Source organism: Loktanella sp. F6476L (assembly GCF_023015725.1).
GTDB lineage: Bacteria > Pseudomonadota > Alphaproteobacteria > Rhodobacterales > Rhodobacteraceae > Yoonia.
In genome coordinates this window covers 220,382-238,621 of record NZ_JALKAR010000004.1, presented here as the reverse complement: position 1 = coordinate 238,621, position 18,240 = coordinate 220,382, and the positions used below count along the sequence as shown (strand labels likewise).

The window sequence follows — 18,240 nt, the reverse complement described above, 5'->3', positions numbered from 1 at the left end:
TTGAAAAGCGCCCCCTGAACCGAAAGAACGAATAGATGTCCAACTCATCAAACTGGTCCCGTCGCACGCAGGCTGTCCATGCCGGTACGCGGCGCAGCCAATACGGCGAAGTGTCCGAAGCAATTTTTTTGACCCAAGGCTTTGTCTACGACACGGCAGAAGACGCTGAACAGCGCTTTATCCAGATCGAAGGCGACGAATTTATCTACGCCCGTTATGGCAACCCAACCCTAGCGATGTTCGAAGACCGGATGGCAGCCCTTGAAGGCGCAGAGGCCGGTTTTGCTTGCGCGTCTGGCATGGCGGCAGTCAATGGTGCGTTGATGTCTTTGGTCAAAGCGGGCGATCACATCGTGTCGTCGCGGGCTTTGTTCGGGTCCTGTTTGTATATCCTCGAAGACATCCTTGCGCGCTTTGGCGTCGAAATCACGCTGGTTGACGGGCGCGATCTGGACGCGTGGAAAGCGGCCATTCGGTCCGACACACGCATGGTTTTCCTCGAAAGTGTGTCCAACCCAGTGCTTGAGGTCATCGACCTGAAAGCGGTTGCTGACATGGCGCATGCAGTAGGCGCCATGGTTGTGGTCGATAACGTGTTTGCGACGCCGACTTATTCCTATGCGATTGAAGCAGGTGCTGATCTTGTCGTTTATTCCACCACGAAACACGTGGACGGGCAGGGGCGTTGTCTGGGCGGGATCATCCTTGGCAAACGTGACATCGTGCGTGGCCCTGTTGAGGCCTACCTGAAACACACCGGCGGTGCGATGTCGCCGTTTAACGCATGGGTCATGCTGAAGTCATTGGATACGATGGACCTGCGGATCGATGCCCAATGCGATACCGCCGAAGTGTTGGCCAACGGTCTTGCAGATCACCCCAAGCTGAACAAGGTGGTGTATCCGGGGCATCCGTCGCATCCGCAATATGCGCTGGCGAAACGGCAATGCAAACGCGGTGGGACGGTTTTGGCGATCGAGGTCAAAGGCGGCAAAGAAGAGGCGTTCAAATTCCTTAACGCTCTCGAGATTTTTACGATCTCCAACAACTTTGCCGATAGTAAATCGATCGTCACCCATCCGGCGACCACGACGCACCAGCGGCTGAAACCCGAACATCGTGCTGAGCTGGGGATCAGCGATGGCATCGTGCGGATTTCCTGCGGGCTTGAAGATGCAGGCGATCTTCTCGCTGATCTACAATCGGCACTTGATACCGTCGCCTAAGTCGACGCCGAATAATCCGGAACGCGCCAATGCGGCGTGTTCCGGTTAAAACCTGTCGAAAAAGACAGTCGCGTTCAGGTCAGACATGGCTATGCTAGCCAGACCTAAACACGCGAAAGAATGCCCTCATGTCTGATCCAAACGACGCTATCACGCGTATTTTAGATGGTATCAGTGGAAAGCTGTCACAATCGCCCCATATGGATGGTGCGGGCAGCCAGCAGGGAGACCTTGCCATGAATATTCATTCGCCAGACCTAGACCGTGAACCATCGCGCGAAGAAGCAGAGGCCGCATTGGCGTTGCTACGGCGCTGGGCAGGAGATGTCACAGCAGAAGAAGTCGCAACGTTGGACCCGCTGGTGTCACGCCTGATCCCGGGGCAGGAAGTCTCAAACTACCCCGCACTAGCGCGCGCTTACCCCGACGCGTTTGAAGTCGATGACGCCTATAAGGCGAGCATGCCTGATCTGCAGAACGGCCCGTCGTCGCTGATCCGTGGCACGAAACAGCAAATCCAGCACGTTGGCATTTCCAATTTCCGCCTTCCGATCCGGTTCCGTACCCGTGACAATGGCGATCTGACGCTGGAAACATCTGTGACGGGCACAGTGTCGCTTGATGCCGAAAAGAAGGGTATCAACATGTCCCGCATCATGCGGACATTCTACAAACACGCCGAAGAAACCTTTAGCTTCGACGTGATCGAACGGGCGCTGGATGCCTACAAGACCGATCTTGAAAGTTTTGATGCGCGCATTCAAATGCGGCTGTCTTTCCCAATGAAGGTAGAAAGCCTGCGGTCCGGTCTGTCTGGATACCAGTACTACGACATCGCGTTGGAACTTGTGGAACAAGATGGCGTACGGCGCAAAATCGTACATTTCGACTATGTCTATTCGTCTACCTGCCCATGTTCGCTTGAACTTTCCGAACATGCCCGCCAATTCCGCGGCCAATTGGCGACACCGCATTCGCAGCGGTCCGTCGCGCGGATTTCAGTGAAGCTGGAAGAAGGGCAAAGCATCCTTTGGTTCGAAGACCTGATCGACATGGCCCGAGCAGCTGTACCCACGGAAACGCAAGTGATGGTCAAACGCGAAGACGAACAGGCCTTTGCAGAACTGAACGCAGCGAACCCGATCTTCGTTGAAGATGCCGCGCGACTTTTCTGTGAACAACTGCTGAAAGACCCGCGTATCGGTGATTTCCGCGTCGTAGCAAGCCATCAGGAAAGCCTGCACAGCCATGATGCGGTGTCGGTACTGACGGAAGGCGAAACCTTCGCGGCGGATAGCATCGACCCAAAAATGTTCGCGACGTTGTTCCACGTCGGCTAAAATAGCCCCGCCGAACCTGTGAACGAATGGCCACGGCAGTGGCCGTTCTCACGCCGCAGTCTCTTGACACTATACCCCCCGCAGGCCAACCCTGCAGGATGATCGACTTACGCCCAGTTGGATATGTTATTGGCCTGCTCGTGGCTTCGCTTGGCGTGACCATGCTCGGGCCCTTGGCCGTTGATATCGTGGATCAAAACGGCGAATGGCCCGTGTTCTTCGAGGCCGCGATTGTGACCATTCTTGCGGGTGTTCTGACATCAATGGCATGTTCGAACGGGACGGCAGCACGGTTGTCTCTGCGCCAGACCTTCCTATTGACGTCACTCGTCTGGATTACGCTGCCTATTTTCGGCGCAATTCCATTTGTACTGGGCGCGACAGAAGCGAATTTCACCGACGCGTTTTTCGAAGCAATGTCCGGCCTGACGACGACTGGTGCGACCGTGTTTACCGGCCTCGACGGGTTGCCGCGCGGTTTGCAGCTTTGGCGCGGCATTCTGCAATGGCTTGGCGGCGTCGGGATTATTGTTGTGGCGATGGTGTTTCTACCCGAACTGCGGGTTGGTGGCATGCAAATCTTCCGATCTGAAGGCTTTGATACCATGGGGAAAATCCTGCCACGGGCGGGGGAAATCGCGAGCTCCATCTCGACAATCTACATTGGCCTGACAATTGCTTGTGCCTTCGCTTATGCCGCTTCCGGCATGGGACGTTTTGACAGTGTCGTGCATGCGATGACGACGGTTTCGACTGGCGGCATGGCCAATACCGACGCATCCTTCTCGCGGTTCGGCGCGTCGACCCATTACATCGCGATTGTCTTTATGTTGCTCGCAGCGGTGCCATTTGTCCGCTTTGTGCAACTGATGGCCGGGTCCGCAAAACCATTGTGGTCCGACCCCCAAATCCGCGGCTTTCTTGGCGTTATCACGATCTGCGTGCTCCTGATCACATCATGGGTCTGGGGGCGGCAAGGCGTCCTATCGGAACTCGCGTTTCGCGAGGCGCTCTTTAACGTGACATCCATCATTTCGGGCACAGGATACGCTAGCGCCGACTATATGACATGGGGCACATTCCCCGTCGTGATGTTCTTCTTTATCGGGCTTGTCGGGGGCTGCGCGGGATCAACATCATGCTCCGTCAAAGTCTTCCGCTATCAACTGCTCTTCGCGTCGATCAAAAGCCAAATCCGGCAAATCCACTCGCCCCACGGCGTCTTCACACCCCGCTATGACGGCAAAACCGTGTCCGAGGACGTCCTCAACTCCGTCATGGCGTTTTTCGTGGCGTTCTTGCTGTTGCTTGGCTTCATCGCCGTCCTTTTGGGCATGACGGGGCTGGATTTTATCACCTCTGTTTCCGGCGCGGCTGCGGCTGTGGCCAACATTGGACCGGGGCTGGGGACAGAAATCGGACCGGCAGGCAATTACGCAGGTATCAACGACGCGGCTAAGTGGATTTTGGCCATCGCGATGTTCGTTGGCCGCCTCGAAATCATGGTGGTTCTGGCCATCCTTACCCCCAAGTTCTGGAGATCTTAACATGTCTCAACGCCCGCTCGGTGCACAAATCTCGCACATGCTGAAATCACGCGGCGTCGAGGTTATTTTCGGGATTCCGGGCGTGCATAACCAAGAGATGTACCGTGGCATCGAAGAAGCGGGGCTGACACACGTGCTAGCCCGTCATGAACAGGGTGCGGGTTTTATGGCGGACGGCTACGCACGTGCGACAGGAAAGCCGGGGGTCGCTTACGTGATCACGGGGCCGGGCCTTTGCAATATCATGACGCCGATGGGGCAGGCCTATTCGGATTCGGTGCCGATGTTGGTGATTTCTAGCTGCCTCAATCGCGCGGACCTCGGCATGGGGCGCGGACGGTTGCACGAAATGAAGGATCAGGAAATCGCGGCGGGCACCGTATGTGACTGGTCGCTGACCGCGATGGACGCGGATTCGGCCTACCAGCTGATCGACCGCGCGTTGACCGAATTCGCGACAGGCCGCAAACGCCCGAAACACATCCAAGTACCGATCGAGGTGCTTGAGGCATTGGCACCTGCAGCACCCCCGCCAACGACGCAAGTCACCGCAGGCTATATCCCTGACGACGTGACAAAAATCGTGTTTGATGCGATTGCGACGGCGAAACGCCCGTTGTTCGTTTTCGGCGGCGGGGCGCGGGAAGGGGCCGACGTCTGGCGCGACGTCGTGACCTCTGCAGGGGCGGCCAGTTTCGTGACCTACGCCGCGATGGGCATGTTCCCCGAGGGCGGTCTGCACTTCGGCAGCAGCCTTGCGCGGCCTGGGTCCGCGGAAGTGATCGCAAGCGCGGATGTCGTGATCGCGGTCGGGACGGAATTGTCCGAAACCGACCTGTGGCGCGACGATCTGGGGCAATCTGGCACATTCATTCGCATCGACATTGACGCTGATGAATTGAACGACCGACCGGCAACTGCGCGGATTCATGCGGATGCAGGGCAAATCGCAAAAGAACTGTGGCGTATGCGCGGCGATTGGTCCGGACAGACAGAATGGACAGAAACCGCCGTCGCGGAGCAACGTCAAAAGTGGCGCGCAGAGGTGAACAGCGAACGGCCCGGTATTCTGCCAGTGGCTGATGCGTTGCGCGTGGCCTTGCCAGCTGACACCGTCGTTTACTCTGACATGACCCAATTTGCCTATGCCGCGTTGGAAATCTGGCCGATGTCTGCGCCAAACCTGTGGCACCACCCCACCGGTTTTGGCACGCTCGGCTACGCATTACCTGCGGCGATTGGCGGGGCGATTGCGCGCAAAGGACAGCCCACAGTCGCCATCGCAGGCGACTATGGCTTCCAATATACCCTGCAAGAACTGATGGTTGCGGTGGAATTACAGCTCAACCTGCCCATTATCCTTTGGGACAACGGAAAGCTGGGCGAAATCGAAGATTCGATGGTGGCTGCCCAAATCGCGCCAAATGCAGTGATCCAGCAGAACCCTGATTTTGTGAAATTCGCCGAAGCGTTCGGTGCCGCGTCAGCTGCACCAGAGTCTTTGGACGAACTGCAAGATGCTGTGCGTAAGGCCTTGGAAACCCAAGGCCCTACACTGATCTATGTGAACGCGAAAATCGCGATCTAACCTACCAGCAAGAAACCAGAACGGTCACATCAACGGCCTTCTGGTTCAACGCCTCTGGCGGCAGGAAGGCGACGGTGTCCGTCGTCTCAAGCCGCACATCAGCCAGCAACAGCGACGCCACGATCCGTGTCGCGTCGATTGAAAAGCTGACTTCGGGCGGCAATTGCTGCCCGTTCCGGCTGGCGCGAGGCAACAACATGCCCAAGACCGCACCACCATTGTCGAACACAGGCCCGCCCGCATCGCCCGGTTGGGCGGTCAATGATAGACGCTTCAATTCATCTTCGCCGTTCAGGCCGCGAATATCAGCAAGACGGCCAAACGTCAGCGACGGCGTGGTCAATACTCCGCCGTATGGATAGCCCGCGACCGCAATCTCAGACTGCAAACGCGGTACACCGGTCTGGAATTGCGCCACGTCTGCGGGGGCCAGCGGTGTATTGGGCCGGATCACGGCCAAACCCAACGCCGCGTCTGTGTGAACGACCTGTGCGTCATGGACTTCGTCGATTGTGATACGGCTGCATTCGCCAACTGCTTCCGCCGTTGTCAGAACGTCACCTTGACCATCTACAAAGAAACCCGACCGCGACAGTTTTGGTTTGCGCACGGCCAAACCGGACACAAGATCAATCGCTTGGCTGTCGTCTGGGGCTGCGATTGCGGGATCTAGGACACCGTCAACCGTCGCAAAGCTGGCCTTCATCGCATCCAAAACCCGAATGCGGCGTGCTTCGTCACCAGTCGGCCAAATCAATGAAAAGCCTTTGATCTGGCCATTGCGCAATGTGGCCGTGGTGTAGGAATGAATGCCTTCGCCAATGCCTTCGATTTCAAACGATTGGTCACGGCGGCGGCGGGGGCCGTCTGTTGGGACAATCGCCAATGTCTGCAGGATTTCATAAAGGCCGAACAAGCGATCCTGATCGCCTTCCTGCGAAATCAACAATACGCGTGCGGCTAGATCGCCTTTCGGTTCGAACTGCGCAAAGGGTGGCTCATATTTGTCGAAAGCCACAACGCCTGTCGGAATAACCATTTCGATGCCTGTAGCGTCATCACGGATCAACTGCAGGTCCATGCCATCCAGAATGGCATTGTATGCGCCAATCAACTCGGCGCGCTGTTTTGTCGTCAAAATGCCGGTTGGTTCGTAATTATTGGCAACCTGCCATTCGCCCATCGACCGCCGTGTTCCGCGCCCAAAAGCACCATCAATCGCAGCATCGTAAAAGCCGGCCCATTTCAAAGCCGTTTGCAACTGCTCTTTCGCGGCGCGGCTCAACGCGGCTTCAGACGCACGGGCTTCGTTAGGCGTTTCATCTGGGGCAATCACTGGCACGACCACCAGGTCTTCAGCATCAGACGGCAAATCAGGTGTGTTCGCAATCGCGCGCGCCAATTCCTCTAGCGACGGCTCTGTCGTCGGCAAAGGCTGTGCTGTTGTCGGTGCACCCACGCCAACTGGCCAGAACTGTTGGCGAAAATTGCGACCATCCGCAATAAAGCTATCGCTCGGGATTTGGCCGCTGCGCCGTAGGTTGGCCAACAAGACGTCTGCGTCTGCGCGTGTGTATGGGCCCAAGACGATGCCGTACCAGCCTGATCCGATGTAGTAGCCCGCCACGTTGTCGAGCCGTGCGTCAAAAGCACGGGCGCGATTCTGCGCGCCGGTCAGGGTCGGCTGTGCCTCAACCTGCACCCAAACCGGGCTTTGTTGTGCGGCCGCGCCGATTGGCATGAAAGCGAATGCGATTACTGCGAGAAAAACTCTGATCATGTGTGATCCATAGACTTCAAAAACTTACGTTAACCTTAATGCGACGTGGAACTTAACAGAGAACCAAACAGGTGCAGCAAGATTCTAGACCTCATAAGCGAGTTTCTTCTGGGGAAATACCCCATAGCTGCTAATTGACCCTGTCGGCCGTGCAGCCTATTGAACGTCCAAACCGAAAAGAGGGCGAAATGGCCGACAAACCACGTAGTTTCCAAGAAATCATCCTGCGTCTCCAGTCTTACTGGGCGACCAAAGGCTGTGCCATGATGCAACCATACGACATGGAAGTCGGCGCAGGCACGTTCCACCCTGCCACGACATTGCGCTCGCTCGGGTCAAAACCGTGGGCTGCGGCCTATGTGCAGCCGTCGCGGCGGCCAACAGACGGGCGCTACGGCGAAAACCCGAATCGCCTACAGCATTACTATCAGTATCAAGTGCTGATCAAACCAAGCCCACCTGATCTTCAGGACCTCTACCTTGGGTCTTTGAAGGCGATCGGCATCGACGCAGACATGCACGACATCCGCTTTGTCGAAGACGACTGGGAAAGCCCAACATTGGGCGCGTGGGGCCTTGGCTGGGAAGTCTGGTGCGACGGCATGGAAGTGTCCCAATTCACGTATTTCCAACAGGTTGCAGGTTACGACTGTAAACCCGTGTCCGGCGAATTGACCTACGGGCTGGAACGGCTCGCGATGTATATCCTCGACGTCGATCACGTGATGGACATGCCGTACAACGATCCCGACGCGCCAATCGCGTTGACCTACGGCGACGTGTTTAAACAGACCGAAGAAGAATACGCACGTTGGAACTTCGACGTGGCCGACACCGACACGTTGTTGCAGCACTTTAAAGACGCGGAAGCCGAATGCGCCCGCATCTTGGCCGAGGAACACGTTGACCCGAAGACCGGCAAACGCATCATCATGGCGCATCCTGCCTACGATCAGGCGATCAAGGCCAGCCATGTGTTCAACCTGCTCGACGCACGTGGGGTGATCTCTGTCACGGAACGCCAAGCCTATATTGGGCGGGTGCGGGCGCTGACGAAATCATGCGCGGATGCGTTTGTACTCACCGCTGCCGCTGGTCACGCGGCATGAATATTGCCCGTCTCGCTATAGGAGGGATCATCATGTCAGCCATCGCTGCGGGCATCGCGCTCTACTATCTTCAGGTTTATGCCTACTACGAAGAAGTCACGCTTCAAGTTGAAGATGTGCAAATGACTTCGTTGTTCACGGGCGAACCAGAACCGATTTTGTTCGAAAACTTCAACGCGATTGATAGCGACAGCAGCCCACTTCGGTTCCGCGCTTGCTTTGATACCTCGCTCAGCTTCGGGTTCTTGACCGAGACCTACGAAATCTATGACGCCGCAGAACCGCTAAATGCACCGGGCTGGTTCGACTGTTTCCAAGCCGGTGAATTGGGGAACGACCTGTCATCTGGCGTTGCCGTGGCCTTCATGGGCATCGAAAACATCCAATACGGGATCGACCGCGTGATCGCAGTTTACCCCGACGGTCGCGCATTCGCGTGGCACCAAATTAACGAATGTGGCGAAGTTGTCTTTGACGGCAACCGGGCACCCGAACATTGCCCACCAGCACCGGAAAGACTGCAATAATGGCCGATCTTCTGATTGAACTCTTCTCCGAAGAAATCCCTGCGCGTATGCAGGCCAAAGCCGCAAAAGACCTGCAAAAACTGGTCACTGACGGTCTTGTCGAGGCTGGTTTGACCTATGCGGGTGCGGCTGCATTCGCAACGCCACGCCGTTTGGCGCTGTCCTTGGAAGGGCTGACATCGGAAAGCAAAGCGGTCCGCGAAGAACGCAAAGGGCCAGCAACAACAGCGCCGGATAAAGCATTGGAAGGCTTTCTGCGGTCCACAGGGTTAACCAAAGATCAGCTTGAAATCCGCGACGTCAAAAAAGGCCAAGTCTACTTTGCAGTCGTTGAAAAACCGGGCCGGATGGCTGCGGATATCATCGCCGAAGTGCTAGAAAAAACGATCCGGAATTTCCCGTGGCCAAAATCCATGCGCTGGGGTGAAGGTGCGCTGAAATGGGTCCGCCCGTTGCATTCCATCATCTGTATCCTCAGCGATGAAGCAGGGGCCGAGATCGTACCGCTGGACATCGACGGCATCAAAGCGGGAAACCAGACACGCGGGCATCGCTTTATGGCGCCGGACGCGTTTTCTGTCGTGTCTTTCGAGGATTACGAGGCAAAGCTCAAGCGTGCGAAGGTTGTTCTGCGCGCGGAAGAGCGAGCCGAATTGATCTGGCACGACGCCACAAACCAAGCGTTCGCGCAGGGCCTCGAGATCGTCGAAGATCGCGGTCTACTGGCAGAGGTTGCGAACCTCGTTGAATGGCCAGTCACGCTGATGGGCACCATCGCTGACGACTTCCTCGAAATGCCGCCAGAGGTGCTGCAAACCTCGATGAAGGACCACCAGAAATTCTTCTCGGTCCGGAACCCGAAAACGAACCGCATCGAACGCTTTGTCACCGTCGCGAATATCGAGACCAAAGATGACGGCGCGACCATCCTCGCAGGCAACCAAAAGGTATTGTTTGCAAGGCTTTTTGACGCAAAATTCTTCTGGGAAAACGACCTGCGCGTGGCCAAAGCGGGCATGGCGGAATGGACCGAAGGCCTGAAAGCCGTGACGTTCCACAACAAGCTAGGGTCACAGTTTGATCGTGTCGAACGTATCGTCGCACTGGCGCGCGAAATTGCACCTGTAGTGGGCGCGGACGCTGATGATGCGGCAGAGGCCGCGCGGATCGCAAAGGCCGATCTGCGGTCCGAAATGATCTATGAATTCCCTGAACTTCAAGGACTTATGGGGCGTTATTACGCTAAATCAGCGGGTGCATCTGACGCTGTGGCCGCGGCTGCCCAAGAACATTACTCGCCGCTCGGTCCATCGGACGACGTGCCAACAGCGCCCGTCTCTGTGACTGTCGCTTTGGCGGACAAGCTTGATACATTGACCGGCTTCTGGGCGATTGACGAAAAACCGACCGGATCGAAGGATCCGTTTGCGCTCCGGCGCTCTGCCTTGGGCGTCATTCGGTTGATCCTCACCAACAATGTGCGGATGTCTTTGGATAAGGCCTTCGACGCTGAATTCTTACGGCATGAAATCCGGTCTGTGAATAGCGATGTCAGTGAACCTGATTTGCACACGATGGAAGAAACGCTGCGAGAAATCTCGGAGCATGGTATCTTCAAGTCAGCGTTCCTGACCGTTCAAAAGCGTTTCGACGGGGCAGAGGTCAAGCCCGACTTTAGCGAAGGATCGTGGATTGACGGCGTGGCAAAGCGGGTGCCAGACACAAGCTTGAACCTTCTTTCGTTCTTCCACGACCGTCTCAAGGTCTTCCTCAAGGACCAAGGAATCCGTCATGACATCATCGACGCCTGCATCGCGATGCCGGGGAACGACGATCTGACGCTGTTGGTGAAGCGGGCGCAGGCGCTTGCTGAAACGCTGAAAACCGACGACGGTGAAAACCTGATCCAAGGCTTCAAGCGCGCGAACAACATCCTGACCCAGGCCGAAGAAAAAGACGGTGTCGAATACTCTTACGGGGCGGACCTAAAGTACGCTGAGCACGATAGCGAAAAGGCGTTGTTTGCCGCACTCGACGCTGCTGACGCCAAAATCGCACCCGCGATGCAGGCCGAAGATTTCAGCACCGCGATGACCGCCATGGCAGAATTGCGTGGTCCGATTGACGCATTCTTTACAGATGTTCAGGTAAACGCGGACGCAACTATCGTCCGCCGCAACCGTCTGAACCTGCTCAGCCGAATCAGAACGATCTGTCTCAGCGTGGCTGATCTGACCCTTATCGAGGGTTAAACGCCACGTTTCTGGGAACAAACCTTTACGCGCAAGCGTTAAGGGTCTTATGCTGCGGTTGAATATAAGGATCGCCGCAGTGCAGCAAATGTCACGTTTCCAGTCTATAACGCTCATCACGCCGACGGCGGCGATGGCCGCTGACGTGCATGGCGGGCGGGCAAAATGCCTTCAACGTCTTGTGCGGCTCGATATGCCTGTGCCCAAAACGATCGCGCTCAGCTTCGATGCGGTGAACCAAATCGCGAAGGGGCATATGCCGGATATGGCCAGCATCCTTGCGCCTTTTGGTGACGCGCCGCTGCTGTCGATCCGTCCATCTAGCCAAGACCCCGATTGGGGTGGGCCGGGTGCGATCCTGAACATCGGTATGAATGCGGCGCAGCACGCCTGCCTTTGCGAAACAATTGGTGAAGCTGCGGCAACGCGCATCTTTTTACGGTTTGTTCAGTCCTATGCGGTACACGTTCACCGTCTTGATCCAGAGGCGTTTGAATATCCGGATTGCTCGGATGCTGAGGCGTTGAAACGTGCCCTCGAAGCCTACGAATACGAAACTGACGAAACTTTCCCGGATGATCCGGCAGTCCAGCTCGGTGACGCGTTGCGCTCCATGGCGCGCGCTTGGGATGGCACATCGGCCCGTTTGCTGCGCGAAGCCAAAGGGGCCCCGATTGATGCAGGGCTTGGTCTTGTCGTGCAGGCAATGGCGATGGGACTGGGGGAAGGCGAATGTGGCGCGGGCCTGATCCAATACGTCAACAGCAGTACTGGTTTGCCACAAGTGACCGGCCGCTACATTGCGCAAAGCCAACGGCGTGAGGCCTTGATCGAAGCAGATAACGCGATCTACCTGACCCGCGATGATCGCGGCCCCTCATTGGAAGACCGCGCACCTAGCGTATTTGCGGAACTGATCGCTATCGGTGATGTCTGCCGTCGCAAGCTCCGCGAAGAAATGATCGTCGAATTTACGATTGAATCTGGCACTTTATGGATTTTGGACGCCGTGCGGGTAGCGCGTGCATCCCAAGCTGCAGTGCGGATCGCTGTCGCACTGGCGACCGACAAAATCATCCCGCGCGAAGAAGCGGTCATGCGGATCCAACCGGCCGCGTTGTCAGAATTGCTGCATCGGCAGGTCGATCCTAGTGCCGCGCGTGATTTTATCGTCAAAGGGATCGCGGCCAGCCCGGGTGCGGCGACTGGCCGGATCGTCTTTACGTCGAACGATGCGCAAGCCAGTGCGGCGCGCGGTGAAGCCTGTATCTTGGTGCGCCGCGAAACCACGCCAGAAGATATTCGTGGGATGCATGCGGCGCACGCAGTTCTGACAATGCGCGGCGGGATCACCAGCCATGCGGCGGTGATCGGGCGCGGCTTGGGGCTGCCTTGTGTTGTGGGCGCGTCCGCACTGACAATTGATCGCAAACGTGCACAGATTATCGCGCCGGATGGCCGCAAATTTGGCGAAGGTGACATCGTAACCGTTGATGGCACGACAGGTGATGTTCTGGCAGGTGCGCCAGCCATGGTCGAGGCCGCGCTAGATGATGCATTTCAGACGCTACTGCAATGGGCCGACGATGTACGTGATATTGGTGTGCGTGCAAACGCCGACACGCCTGATGATGCGCAGACAGCGCGCAATTTCGCAGCCGAAGGCATCGGACTATGCCGGACCGAACACATGTTCTTTTCCGGCGACCGTTTGGGCGTGATGCGCGAAATGATCTTTGCCGATAATGCGGATGATCGTCGGGCCGTGCTGGACCGTTTGATGCCTATGCAACGTGCTGATTTTGCGGCGTTGTTTGAAATCATGGCTGGCTTGCCCGTGTGTATCCGGTTGTTTGATCCGCCATTGCATGAATTCCTACCGTCCGACAAAGCGGGTTTGCGCGATCTGTCCGAACAGCTGGCGCTTCCACTTGCGAAAGTGACGGAACGGGTCGCGGCCTTGGCTGAATATAACCCGATGCTTGGGATGCGCGGCGTCCGTCTTGGGATCGCGATTCCTGAAATCTACGAAATGCAGGCGCGTGCCATTTTTGAAGCAACAGTCGACGCCAATGAAAACGGGGCAGGGGTCGCGCCCGAAATCATGATCCCCGTCGTCAGCGCCATGCGCGAAGTCGAACTGGTCAAATCACGGATCGACGCGGTTGCGGCCTCTGTGCGGACCAATCGGCAAAACGATTTCGCTTACAAACTTGGCGTCATGGTCGAAACACCACGTGCGGCGTTGCGGGCAGAAGATATCGCGCAGCACGCCGAATTCCTGTCATTCGGCACCAACGACCTGACACAGATGACTTACGGTCTGTCCCGCGATGACGCGGGGCGCTTTATGTCCGCTTATGTGCAGCAGGGCGTCTACGAAGAAGATCCGTTCCACAGTCTGGACATCGACGGTGTTGGCGAACTGCTTTCCATTGGCGCAGAACGCGGCCGCAAGGGGCGTGGCAATATCACCCTGTCGTTGTGCGGCGAACATGGCGGAACACGTGCCGCGATTGATTTCTGTCGTAAGCAGGGTTTTGACTATGTATCCTGTTCGCCATTCCGCGTCCCAGTTGCGCGACTTTCCGCCGCGCAGCTGACGCTCAGCGATAAGTTGAATTCGTAGATTTAGATGCAGTGCATGCTGTAACCGCATGATCTGCCATTTAATTGTTGCCTGTGTGGAAACATGCAACAGTCGAATTTCCGCTTCGGACCGCAGGGGTAGACTCATTGAACCCGATCCCTTAGAGGGGCAGCGCTTGCGTGGGGCTTGACCACGTGCAACGCGATGGGGTCGCGATGAAATTGGGTTTTGGACGCATCGCGCCGGCATTGGGCTTGGCATGTGCGGTATTCACGGGCGGGGCTGCATCGGCACAAGATGTATTGGCCAGCCGCTTAAGCGCACTCTTGGGGCAGGAACGCCAGGCTTTGGCTGTGATCCCTGATGCGCGATTGACCGCTTTGACAACGCTGCCGCCAGCATCCGAACGGAATATCCCAACCGCGCAGCAAGCCGTTGATTACAACAATGCGTATCTCGCCAGTCTGCCAACAGCGACCGGTGGCCCACAGTGGCAATGCCTGTCCGAGGCTTTGTATTTCGAAGCCCGCGGCGAAACGGCCAAAGGGCTTTTCGCTGTGGCAGAGGTCATCATGAACCGCGTCGACAGCAACGCCTATCCAAATTCACTGTGCGGTGTGATCAATCAGGGCACGGGCCGCAAATACGCCTGCCAATTCACCTACACATGTGACGGACGTCCAGAGGTGATCTCTGAACCCGCTGCTTGGCGTCGTGTTGGTAAAGTTGCCCGTCTTTTGATTGACGGGGCAGACCGGAACCTGACCGATGGTGCCACGCATTATCACACGACAGCTGTGAACCCGTCTTGGGCGCGCGTTTTCCCGCGTACCGCGAAATACGGCGTTCACCTGTTCTATCGCCAGCCAACACGCACAGCGTCGAACTAAACGTCGCAACGCCTGATCAGACTGTCGCCTTTGACAACCTTGCGAGGGTGGCAATCTGCGCGTATTCCGCCAAGCAACACGCGCGGAAAGGCACGCCAATGACCAACGACATCCATCTTGCGTTCGCGCATCCATCAGAACGGGCCGCGGCCAGTGCCGATGTGCCCTATGACCGCATTTCGTTGCGGGACTACACGGTCGAAGTGGAAATCGGGGCGTTCCAACTGGAACGGGGCACGCTACAGCGCGTCCGCTTTAACGTCGTTGTTGAAGTCCTGCCGCTGACCGGTCCAATCGATGACGATGTAGACCGCATTCTATCTTATGACCGCGTTACCGAAGCCATCGGTGTCGAACTGCAGGCCGAACGGATCAATCTGCTGGAAACATTGGCAGCCCGTGTGGCCGAACGTATCCTGCTGGAACCCCAAGCTGAACGCGTTTTCGTGCGGATCGAAAAACTGGATCGTGGTCCATTTTCGCTCGGTGTTGAAATCGTCCGCGCGCGTGACGGCGCGACCCCTGACGCGCAAGTCCACCAAGAAGCGCCGCACCCTTGCGTCGTGTACCTGTCAAATGACGCCATCGGGTCAGATAACCTGAAAGGGTGGATTGATCACTTTGCGGGCCAAGACGCGCCACTCGTTCTTTGCGTGGGGGCGGGTGCTTTACCCGTTCCAACAACTGATCACGCCATGACACAACGTCGGATTGATCTGCTTGCCATTGAGCAAAACGCGTGGACCTTGGCGGCCAAAGATCACCGTTGCAAGGTTGTCGAAACTCGGACCGAACTCGATTGGGCGATGAAGAACGGCCAAATCAGCATCTGGGCACCGTCGAAAATCGTCCTCGACGCGGTGGACGGCCCATCGGCATCCGCGCGGGATGCTCTAGCGCTTGTCAGTTGGTTCGCCACTGAAATCGACGCGGCAGAACTGGTTGTGATCGGCGACATCGCACCAGATGCAACGGTGCCCGTGCGCAGCCTAACGATTGAGACTTCACTTTGACACAATACATCCAGCCAATCCCGCAACAGACAGCCTACGACGACGCGCGGCGTTTGGGTGGCAGCGCTTGGGTCTTTACCGAAACAGCGCTCCTGCGGGACCGTGACGGCGGGGACGAAGAGGTCATGTTCGATGATCTCGCACCCGACGCGCAGACGCGGATCAGTACACATCGTCCTGCGATCTGTGGCCTGACATTAGATGTGCCGCGTATCATGGGCATCTTGAACGTGACGCCTGATAGCTTTTCGGACGGCGGAACACTCGCAAGTGTGGACGCCGCAGTCGCACGTGCGAAGGTCATGGCGCAGGACGCCGATATCCTCGACATTGGCGGCGAAAGCACGCGACCGGGGGCCGCAGAGGTTGCGATCCAAGACGAAATCAACCGGACCGCGCCCGTCATCCGCGCAATGCGTGAGGCAGGGATCACCACACCAATTTCCATCGACACGCGCAAAGCGGCAGTGGCGCAAGCCGCACTCGAAGCAGGTGCGAACATCATCAACGATGTCTCCGCGATGCGTTTTGACCCTGACATGGCAGGGGTTGCGGCAGCGGCAGACTGCCCGATCTGCCTGATGCATTCGCAAGGCCTGCCCGAAGACATGCAGGACAATCCCGATTACGACGCGGTCACTTTCGACGTCTTCGACCATCTCGCAGATCGGATCGCGGTCGCCGAAGCGGCGGGCATTCGCCTTCCGAATATAATCACCGATCCTGGCATTGGTTTTGGTAAGACTTTGCAACATAACTTGAGCTTGTTGCGGGATCTTGCCATTTACCACGACCTTGGTTTGCCGATACTGTTAGGTGCGTCGCGGAAACGGTTGATTGGTGAGGTTTCCGGCGAAAGTGACGCGATGCAGCGGCTCGGTGGGTCGATTGCGTTGGCACTGCATGGATCAGCACAGGGTGTGCAGATTTTAAGGGTCCATGACGTCAAAGAAACAAAGCAGGCGCTGAACCTGCAAATGGCATTAAGTGGGGCAAGTGATTATGGCTGAGAAACTTTTCGGAACCGACGGCGTTCGTGGAACGGCAAACATTCACCCGATGACGGCAGAAATGGCGTTGAAAATCGGGGCGGCGGCAGGACGCTATTTCCGGAATGACGGATCAAACGGCCACCGGGTCGTCATTGGCAAAGACACACGTCTGTCCGGCTACATGTTTGAAAACGCGCTGACGGCGGGCCTGACGTCAACCGGCATGAACGTGCTGTTGCTGGGCCCGGTGCCAACGCCTGCGGTCGGCATGCTGACCACATCCATGCGCGCCGACGTCGGCATCATGATTTCAGCCAGCCACAACCCGCACCACGACAACGGCATCAAATTCTTTGGACCGGACGGGTTCAAGCTGTCCGACGAAGCGCAAACCGAAATTGAACGGCTTATCGCGAGCGACATTGAACCGGCGCAAGCTATGAACATCGGGCGGGCCAAACGGATCGACGATGGGCGGTTCCGCTATGCGGAACGGGTCAAAAGCACGTTCCCATCCGGCATGCGGCTTGATGGTCTGAAAGTCGTGATCGATTGCGCAAATGGTGCAGCACACCGTGTGGCACCCGAAGTCCTGTGGGAAATGGGGGCAACCGTGATCCCTGTGGGCGTCAGCCCGAACGGATATAACATCAACGATGGCTGCGGGTCCACGCATCCAACATTAGCGGCGGAAACCATCGTGTCGCACGGCGCGGACGTGGGGATTTGTCTCGATGGTGACGCGGATCGCGTGATGATCTTGGACGAGACCGGCAAAGTCGCAGACGGCGATCAGTTGATGGCGCTGATGGCGTCGCGCTGGGCCGCAGAGGGGCGTTTGCAAGGCGATACGCTTGTCGCGACCGTGATGTCCAACCTTGGCCTCGAACGGTATCTGACGGGCAAAGGTCTGCATCTGGAACGGACTGCTGTTGGCGACCGCTATGTGGTCGAAGCGATGCGCGAAAAGGGCTTTAACCTTGGCGGCGAACAATCCGGTCACATCGTGATGACAGATTACGCGACCACGGGTGATGGCTTGCTGGCTGGTATCCAGTTCCTTGCCGCGATGATCGACAGCGGCAAAAAGGCCAGCGAACTGACTGAAACCTTTGAAACTGTGCCGCAATTGCTGAAAAACGTGCGTTACGCAGCAGGGCAAAACCCGCTCGAAGCGGCTAACGTGACAGGTGCAATCGCGGACGCGGAAACCAGATTGGTGGGCAAAGGGCGATTGCTAATCCGCAAATCCGGCACGGAACCTTTGGTGCGGGTCATGGCAGAATGCGAAGACCCTGATCTATTGACCGAAGTTGTCGACGGGATCGTGGCAGAGGTCGAAGCGGCGGCGTCCTAAATCGCGTACAGCTTGGGGGCCAGCCCCCA

13 protein-coding genes are annotated in these 18,240 nt (G+C 57.1%); 12 read left to right on the top strand and 1 reads right to left on the bottom strand.

Features of this window, described 5'->3' with window-relative positions; genetic code table 11:
- Positions 1-35 precede the first annotated feature (35 nt).
- From metZ to MWU61_RS10675, 4 genes are all read left to right on the top strand, one after another.
- Complete coding sequence (gene metZ, locus MWU61_RS10690) at positions 36-1,226, top strand: O-succinylhomoserine sulfhydrylase (protein WP_247128353.1); 1,191 nt, start codon at positions 36-38, stop codon at positions 1,224-1,226.
- Positions 1,227-1,462: 236 nt separating this feature from the next.
- Positions 1,463-2,566 (top strand): GTP cyclohydrolase FolE2, encoded by a 1,104-nt coding sequence (gene folE2 / locus MWU61_RS10685; RefSeq protein WP_247128424.1) that lies wholly within the window; start codon positions 1,463-1,465, stop codon positions 2,564-2,566.
- Positions 2,567-2,664: 98 nt separating this feature from the next.
- Complete coding sequence (locus tag MWU61_RS10680; protein ID WP_247128352.1) at positions 2,665-4,113, top strand: TrkH family potassium uptake protein; 1,449 nt, start codon at positions 2,665-2,667, stop codon at positions 4,111-4,113.
- Position 4,114: 1 nt separating this feature from the next.
- Positions 4,115-5,701, top strand: a complete 1,587-nt coding sequence (locus tag MWU61_RS10675; protein ID WP_247128351.1) for a 5-guanidino-2-oxopentanoate decarboxylase — start codon at positions 4,115-4,117, stop codon at positions 5,699-5,701.
- Position 5,702: 1 nt separating this feature from the next.
- Here the strand turns inward: MWU61_RS10675 and MWU61_RS10670 are convergent, their stop codons facing one another.
- Positions 5,703-7,481 carry a serine protease gene (locus tag MWU61_RS10670; protein WP_247128350.1) on the bottom strand — a complete coding sequence of 593 codons (1,779 nt, stop codon included), beginning with the start codon at positions 7,479-7,481 and terminating at the stop codon, positions 5,703-5,705.
- 188 nt (positions 7,482-7,669) lie between these two features.
- Here MWU61_RS10670 and MWU61_RS10665 point away from each other — a divergent pair, with 188 nt between their 5' ends.
- The 8 genes from MWU61_RS10665 to glmM all read left to right on the top strand — a co-directional run bounded on the left by MWU61_RS10665 (position 7,670) and on the right by glmM (position 18,211).
- Positions 7,670-8,590, top strand: coding sequence for a glycine--tRNA ligase subunit alpha (locus MWU61_RS10665; protein WP_247128349.1), 921 nt, complete (start codon positions 7,670-7,672; stop codon positions 8,588-8,590).
- Positions 8,591-8,622: 32 nt separating this feature from the next.
- Positions 8,623-9,117 carry a DUF6446 family protein gene (locus MWU61_RS10660; RefSeq protein WP_247128348.1) on the top strand — a complete coding sequence of 165 codons (495 nt, stop codon included), beginning with the start codon at positions 8,623-8,625 and terminating at the stop codon, positions 9,115-9,117.
- Positions 9,117-11,369, top strand: coding sequence for a glycine--tRNA ligase subunit beta (glyS, locus tag MWU61_RS10655; protein ID WP_247128347.1), 2,253 nt, complete (start codon positions 9,117-9,119; stop codon positions 11,367-11,369). Before MWU61_RS10660 ends, glyS begins: the two co-directional genes overlap by 1 nt.
- An 88-nt stretch (positions 11,370-11,457) precedes the next feature.
- Entirely contained in the window at positions 11,458-13,998 is a 2,541-nt protein-coding gene (locus MWU61_RS10650; RefSeq protein WP_247128423.1) for a putative PEP-binding protein, read from the top strand.
- Positions 13,999-14,174: 176 nt separating this feature from the next.
- Positions 14,175-14,849, top strand: coding sequence for a cell wall hydrolase (locus MWU61_RS10645; protein ID WP_247128346.1), 675 nt, complete (start codon positions 14,175-14,177; stop codon positions 14,847-14,849).
- A 98-nt stretch (positions 14,850-14,947) separates the two neighbouring features.
- The gene (locus tag MWU61_RS10640; RefSeq protein ID WP_247128345.1) at positions 14,948-15,862 is read left to right on the top strand and encodes a dihydroneopterin aldolase; all 915 of its coding nucleotides are present in this window, start codon (positions 14,948-14,950) and stop codon (positions 15,860-15,862) included.
- A complete protein-coding gene (folP, locus tag MWU61_RS10635) occupies positions 15,859-16,872 on the top strand; it encodes a dihydropteroate synthase (protein ID WP_247128344.1) in 1,014 nt (337 codons plus the stop codon). The genes MWU61_RS10640 and folP overlap by 4 nt, the downstream gene beginning before the upstream one ends.
- Positions 16,865-18,211, top strand: a complete 1,347-nt coding sequence (gene glmM, locus MWU61_RS10630; RefSeq protein ID WP_247128343.1) for a phosphoglucosamine mutase — start codon at positions 16,865-16,867, stop codon at positions 18,209-18,211. The genes folP and glmM overlap by 8 nt, the downstream gene beginning before the upstream one ends.
- The last annotated feature ends 29 nt before the right edge of the window (positions 18,212-18,240 follow it).

Coding starts and splice junctions, on each gene's coding strand:
- metZ (WP_247128353.1), top strand. CDS start 36: ATGTCCAACTCATCAAACTGGTCCCGTCGCACGCAGGCTGTCCATGCC.
- folE2 (WP_247128424.1), top strand. CDS start 1,463: ATGAATATTCATTCGCCAGACCTAGACCGTGAACCATCGCGCGAAGAA.
- MWU61_RS10680 (WP_247128352.1), top strand. CDS start 2,665: ATGATCGACTTACGCCCAGTTGGATATGTTATTGGCCTGCTCGTGGCT.
- MWU61_RS10675 (WP_247128351.1), top strand. CDS start 4,115: ATGTCTCAACGCCCGCTCGGTGCACAAATCTCGCACATGCTGAAATCA.
- MWU61_RS10670 (WP_247128350.1), bottom strand. CDS start 7,481: ATGATCAGAGTTTTTCTCGCAGTAATCGCATTCGCTTTCATGCCAATC.
- MWU61_RS10665 (WP_247128349.1), top strand. CDS start 7,670: ATGGCCGACAAACCACGTAGTTTCCAAGAAATCATCCTGCGTCTCCAG.
- MWU61_RS10660 (WP_247128348.1), top strand. CDS start 8,623: ATGTCAGCCATCGCTGCGGGCATCGCGCTCTACTATCTTCAGGTTTAT.
- glyS (WP_247128347.1), top strand. CDS start 9,117: ATGGCCGATCTTCTGATTGAACTCTTCTCCGAAGAAATCCCTGCGCGT.
- MWU61_RS10650 (WP_247128423.1), top strand. CDS start 11,458: ATGTCACGTTTCCAGTCTATAACGCTCATCACGCCGACGGCGGCGATG.
- MWU61_RS10645 (WP_247128346.1), top strand. CDS start 14,175: ATGAAATTGGGTTTTGGACGCATCGCGCCGGCATTGGGCTTGGCATGT.
- MWU61_RS10640 (WP_247128345.1), top strand. CDS start 14,948: ATGACCAACGACATCCATCTTGCGTTCGCGCATCCATCAGAACGGGCC.
- glmM (WP_247128343.1), top strand. CDS start 16,865: ATGGCTGAGAAACTTTTCGGAACCGACGGCGTTCGTGGAACGGCAAAC.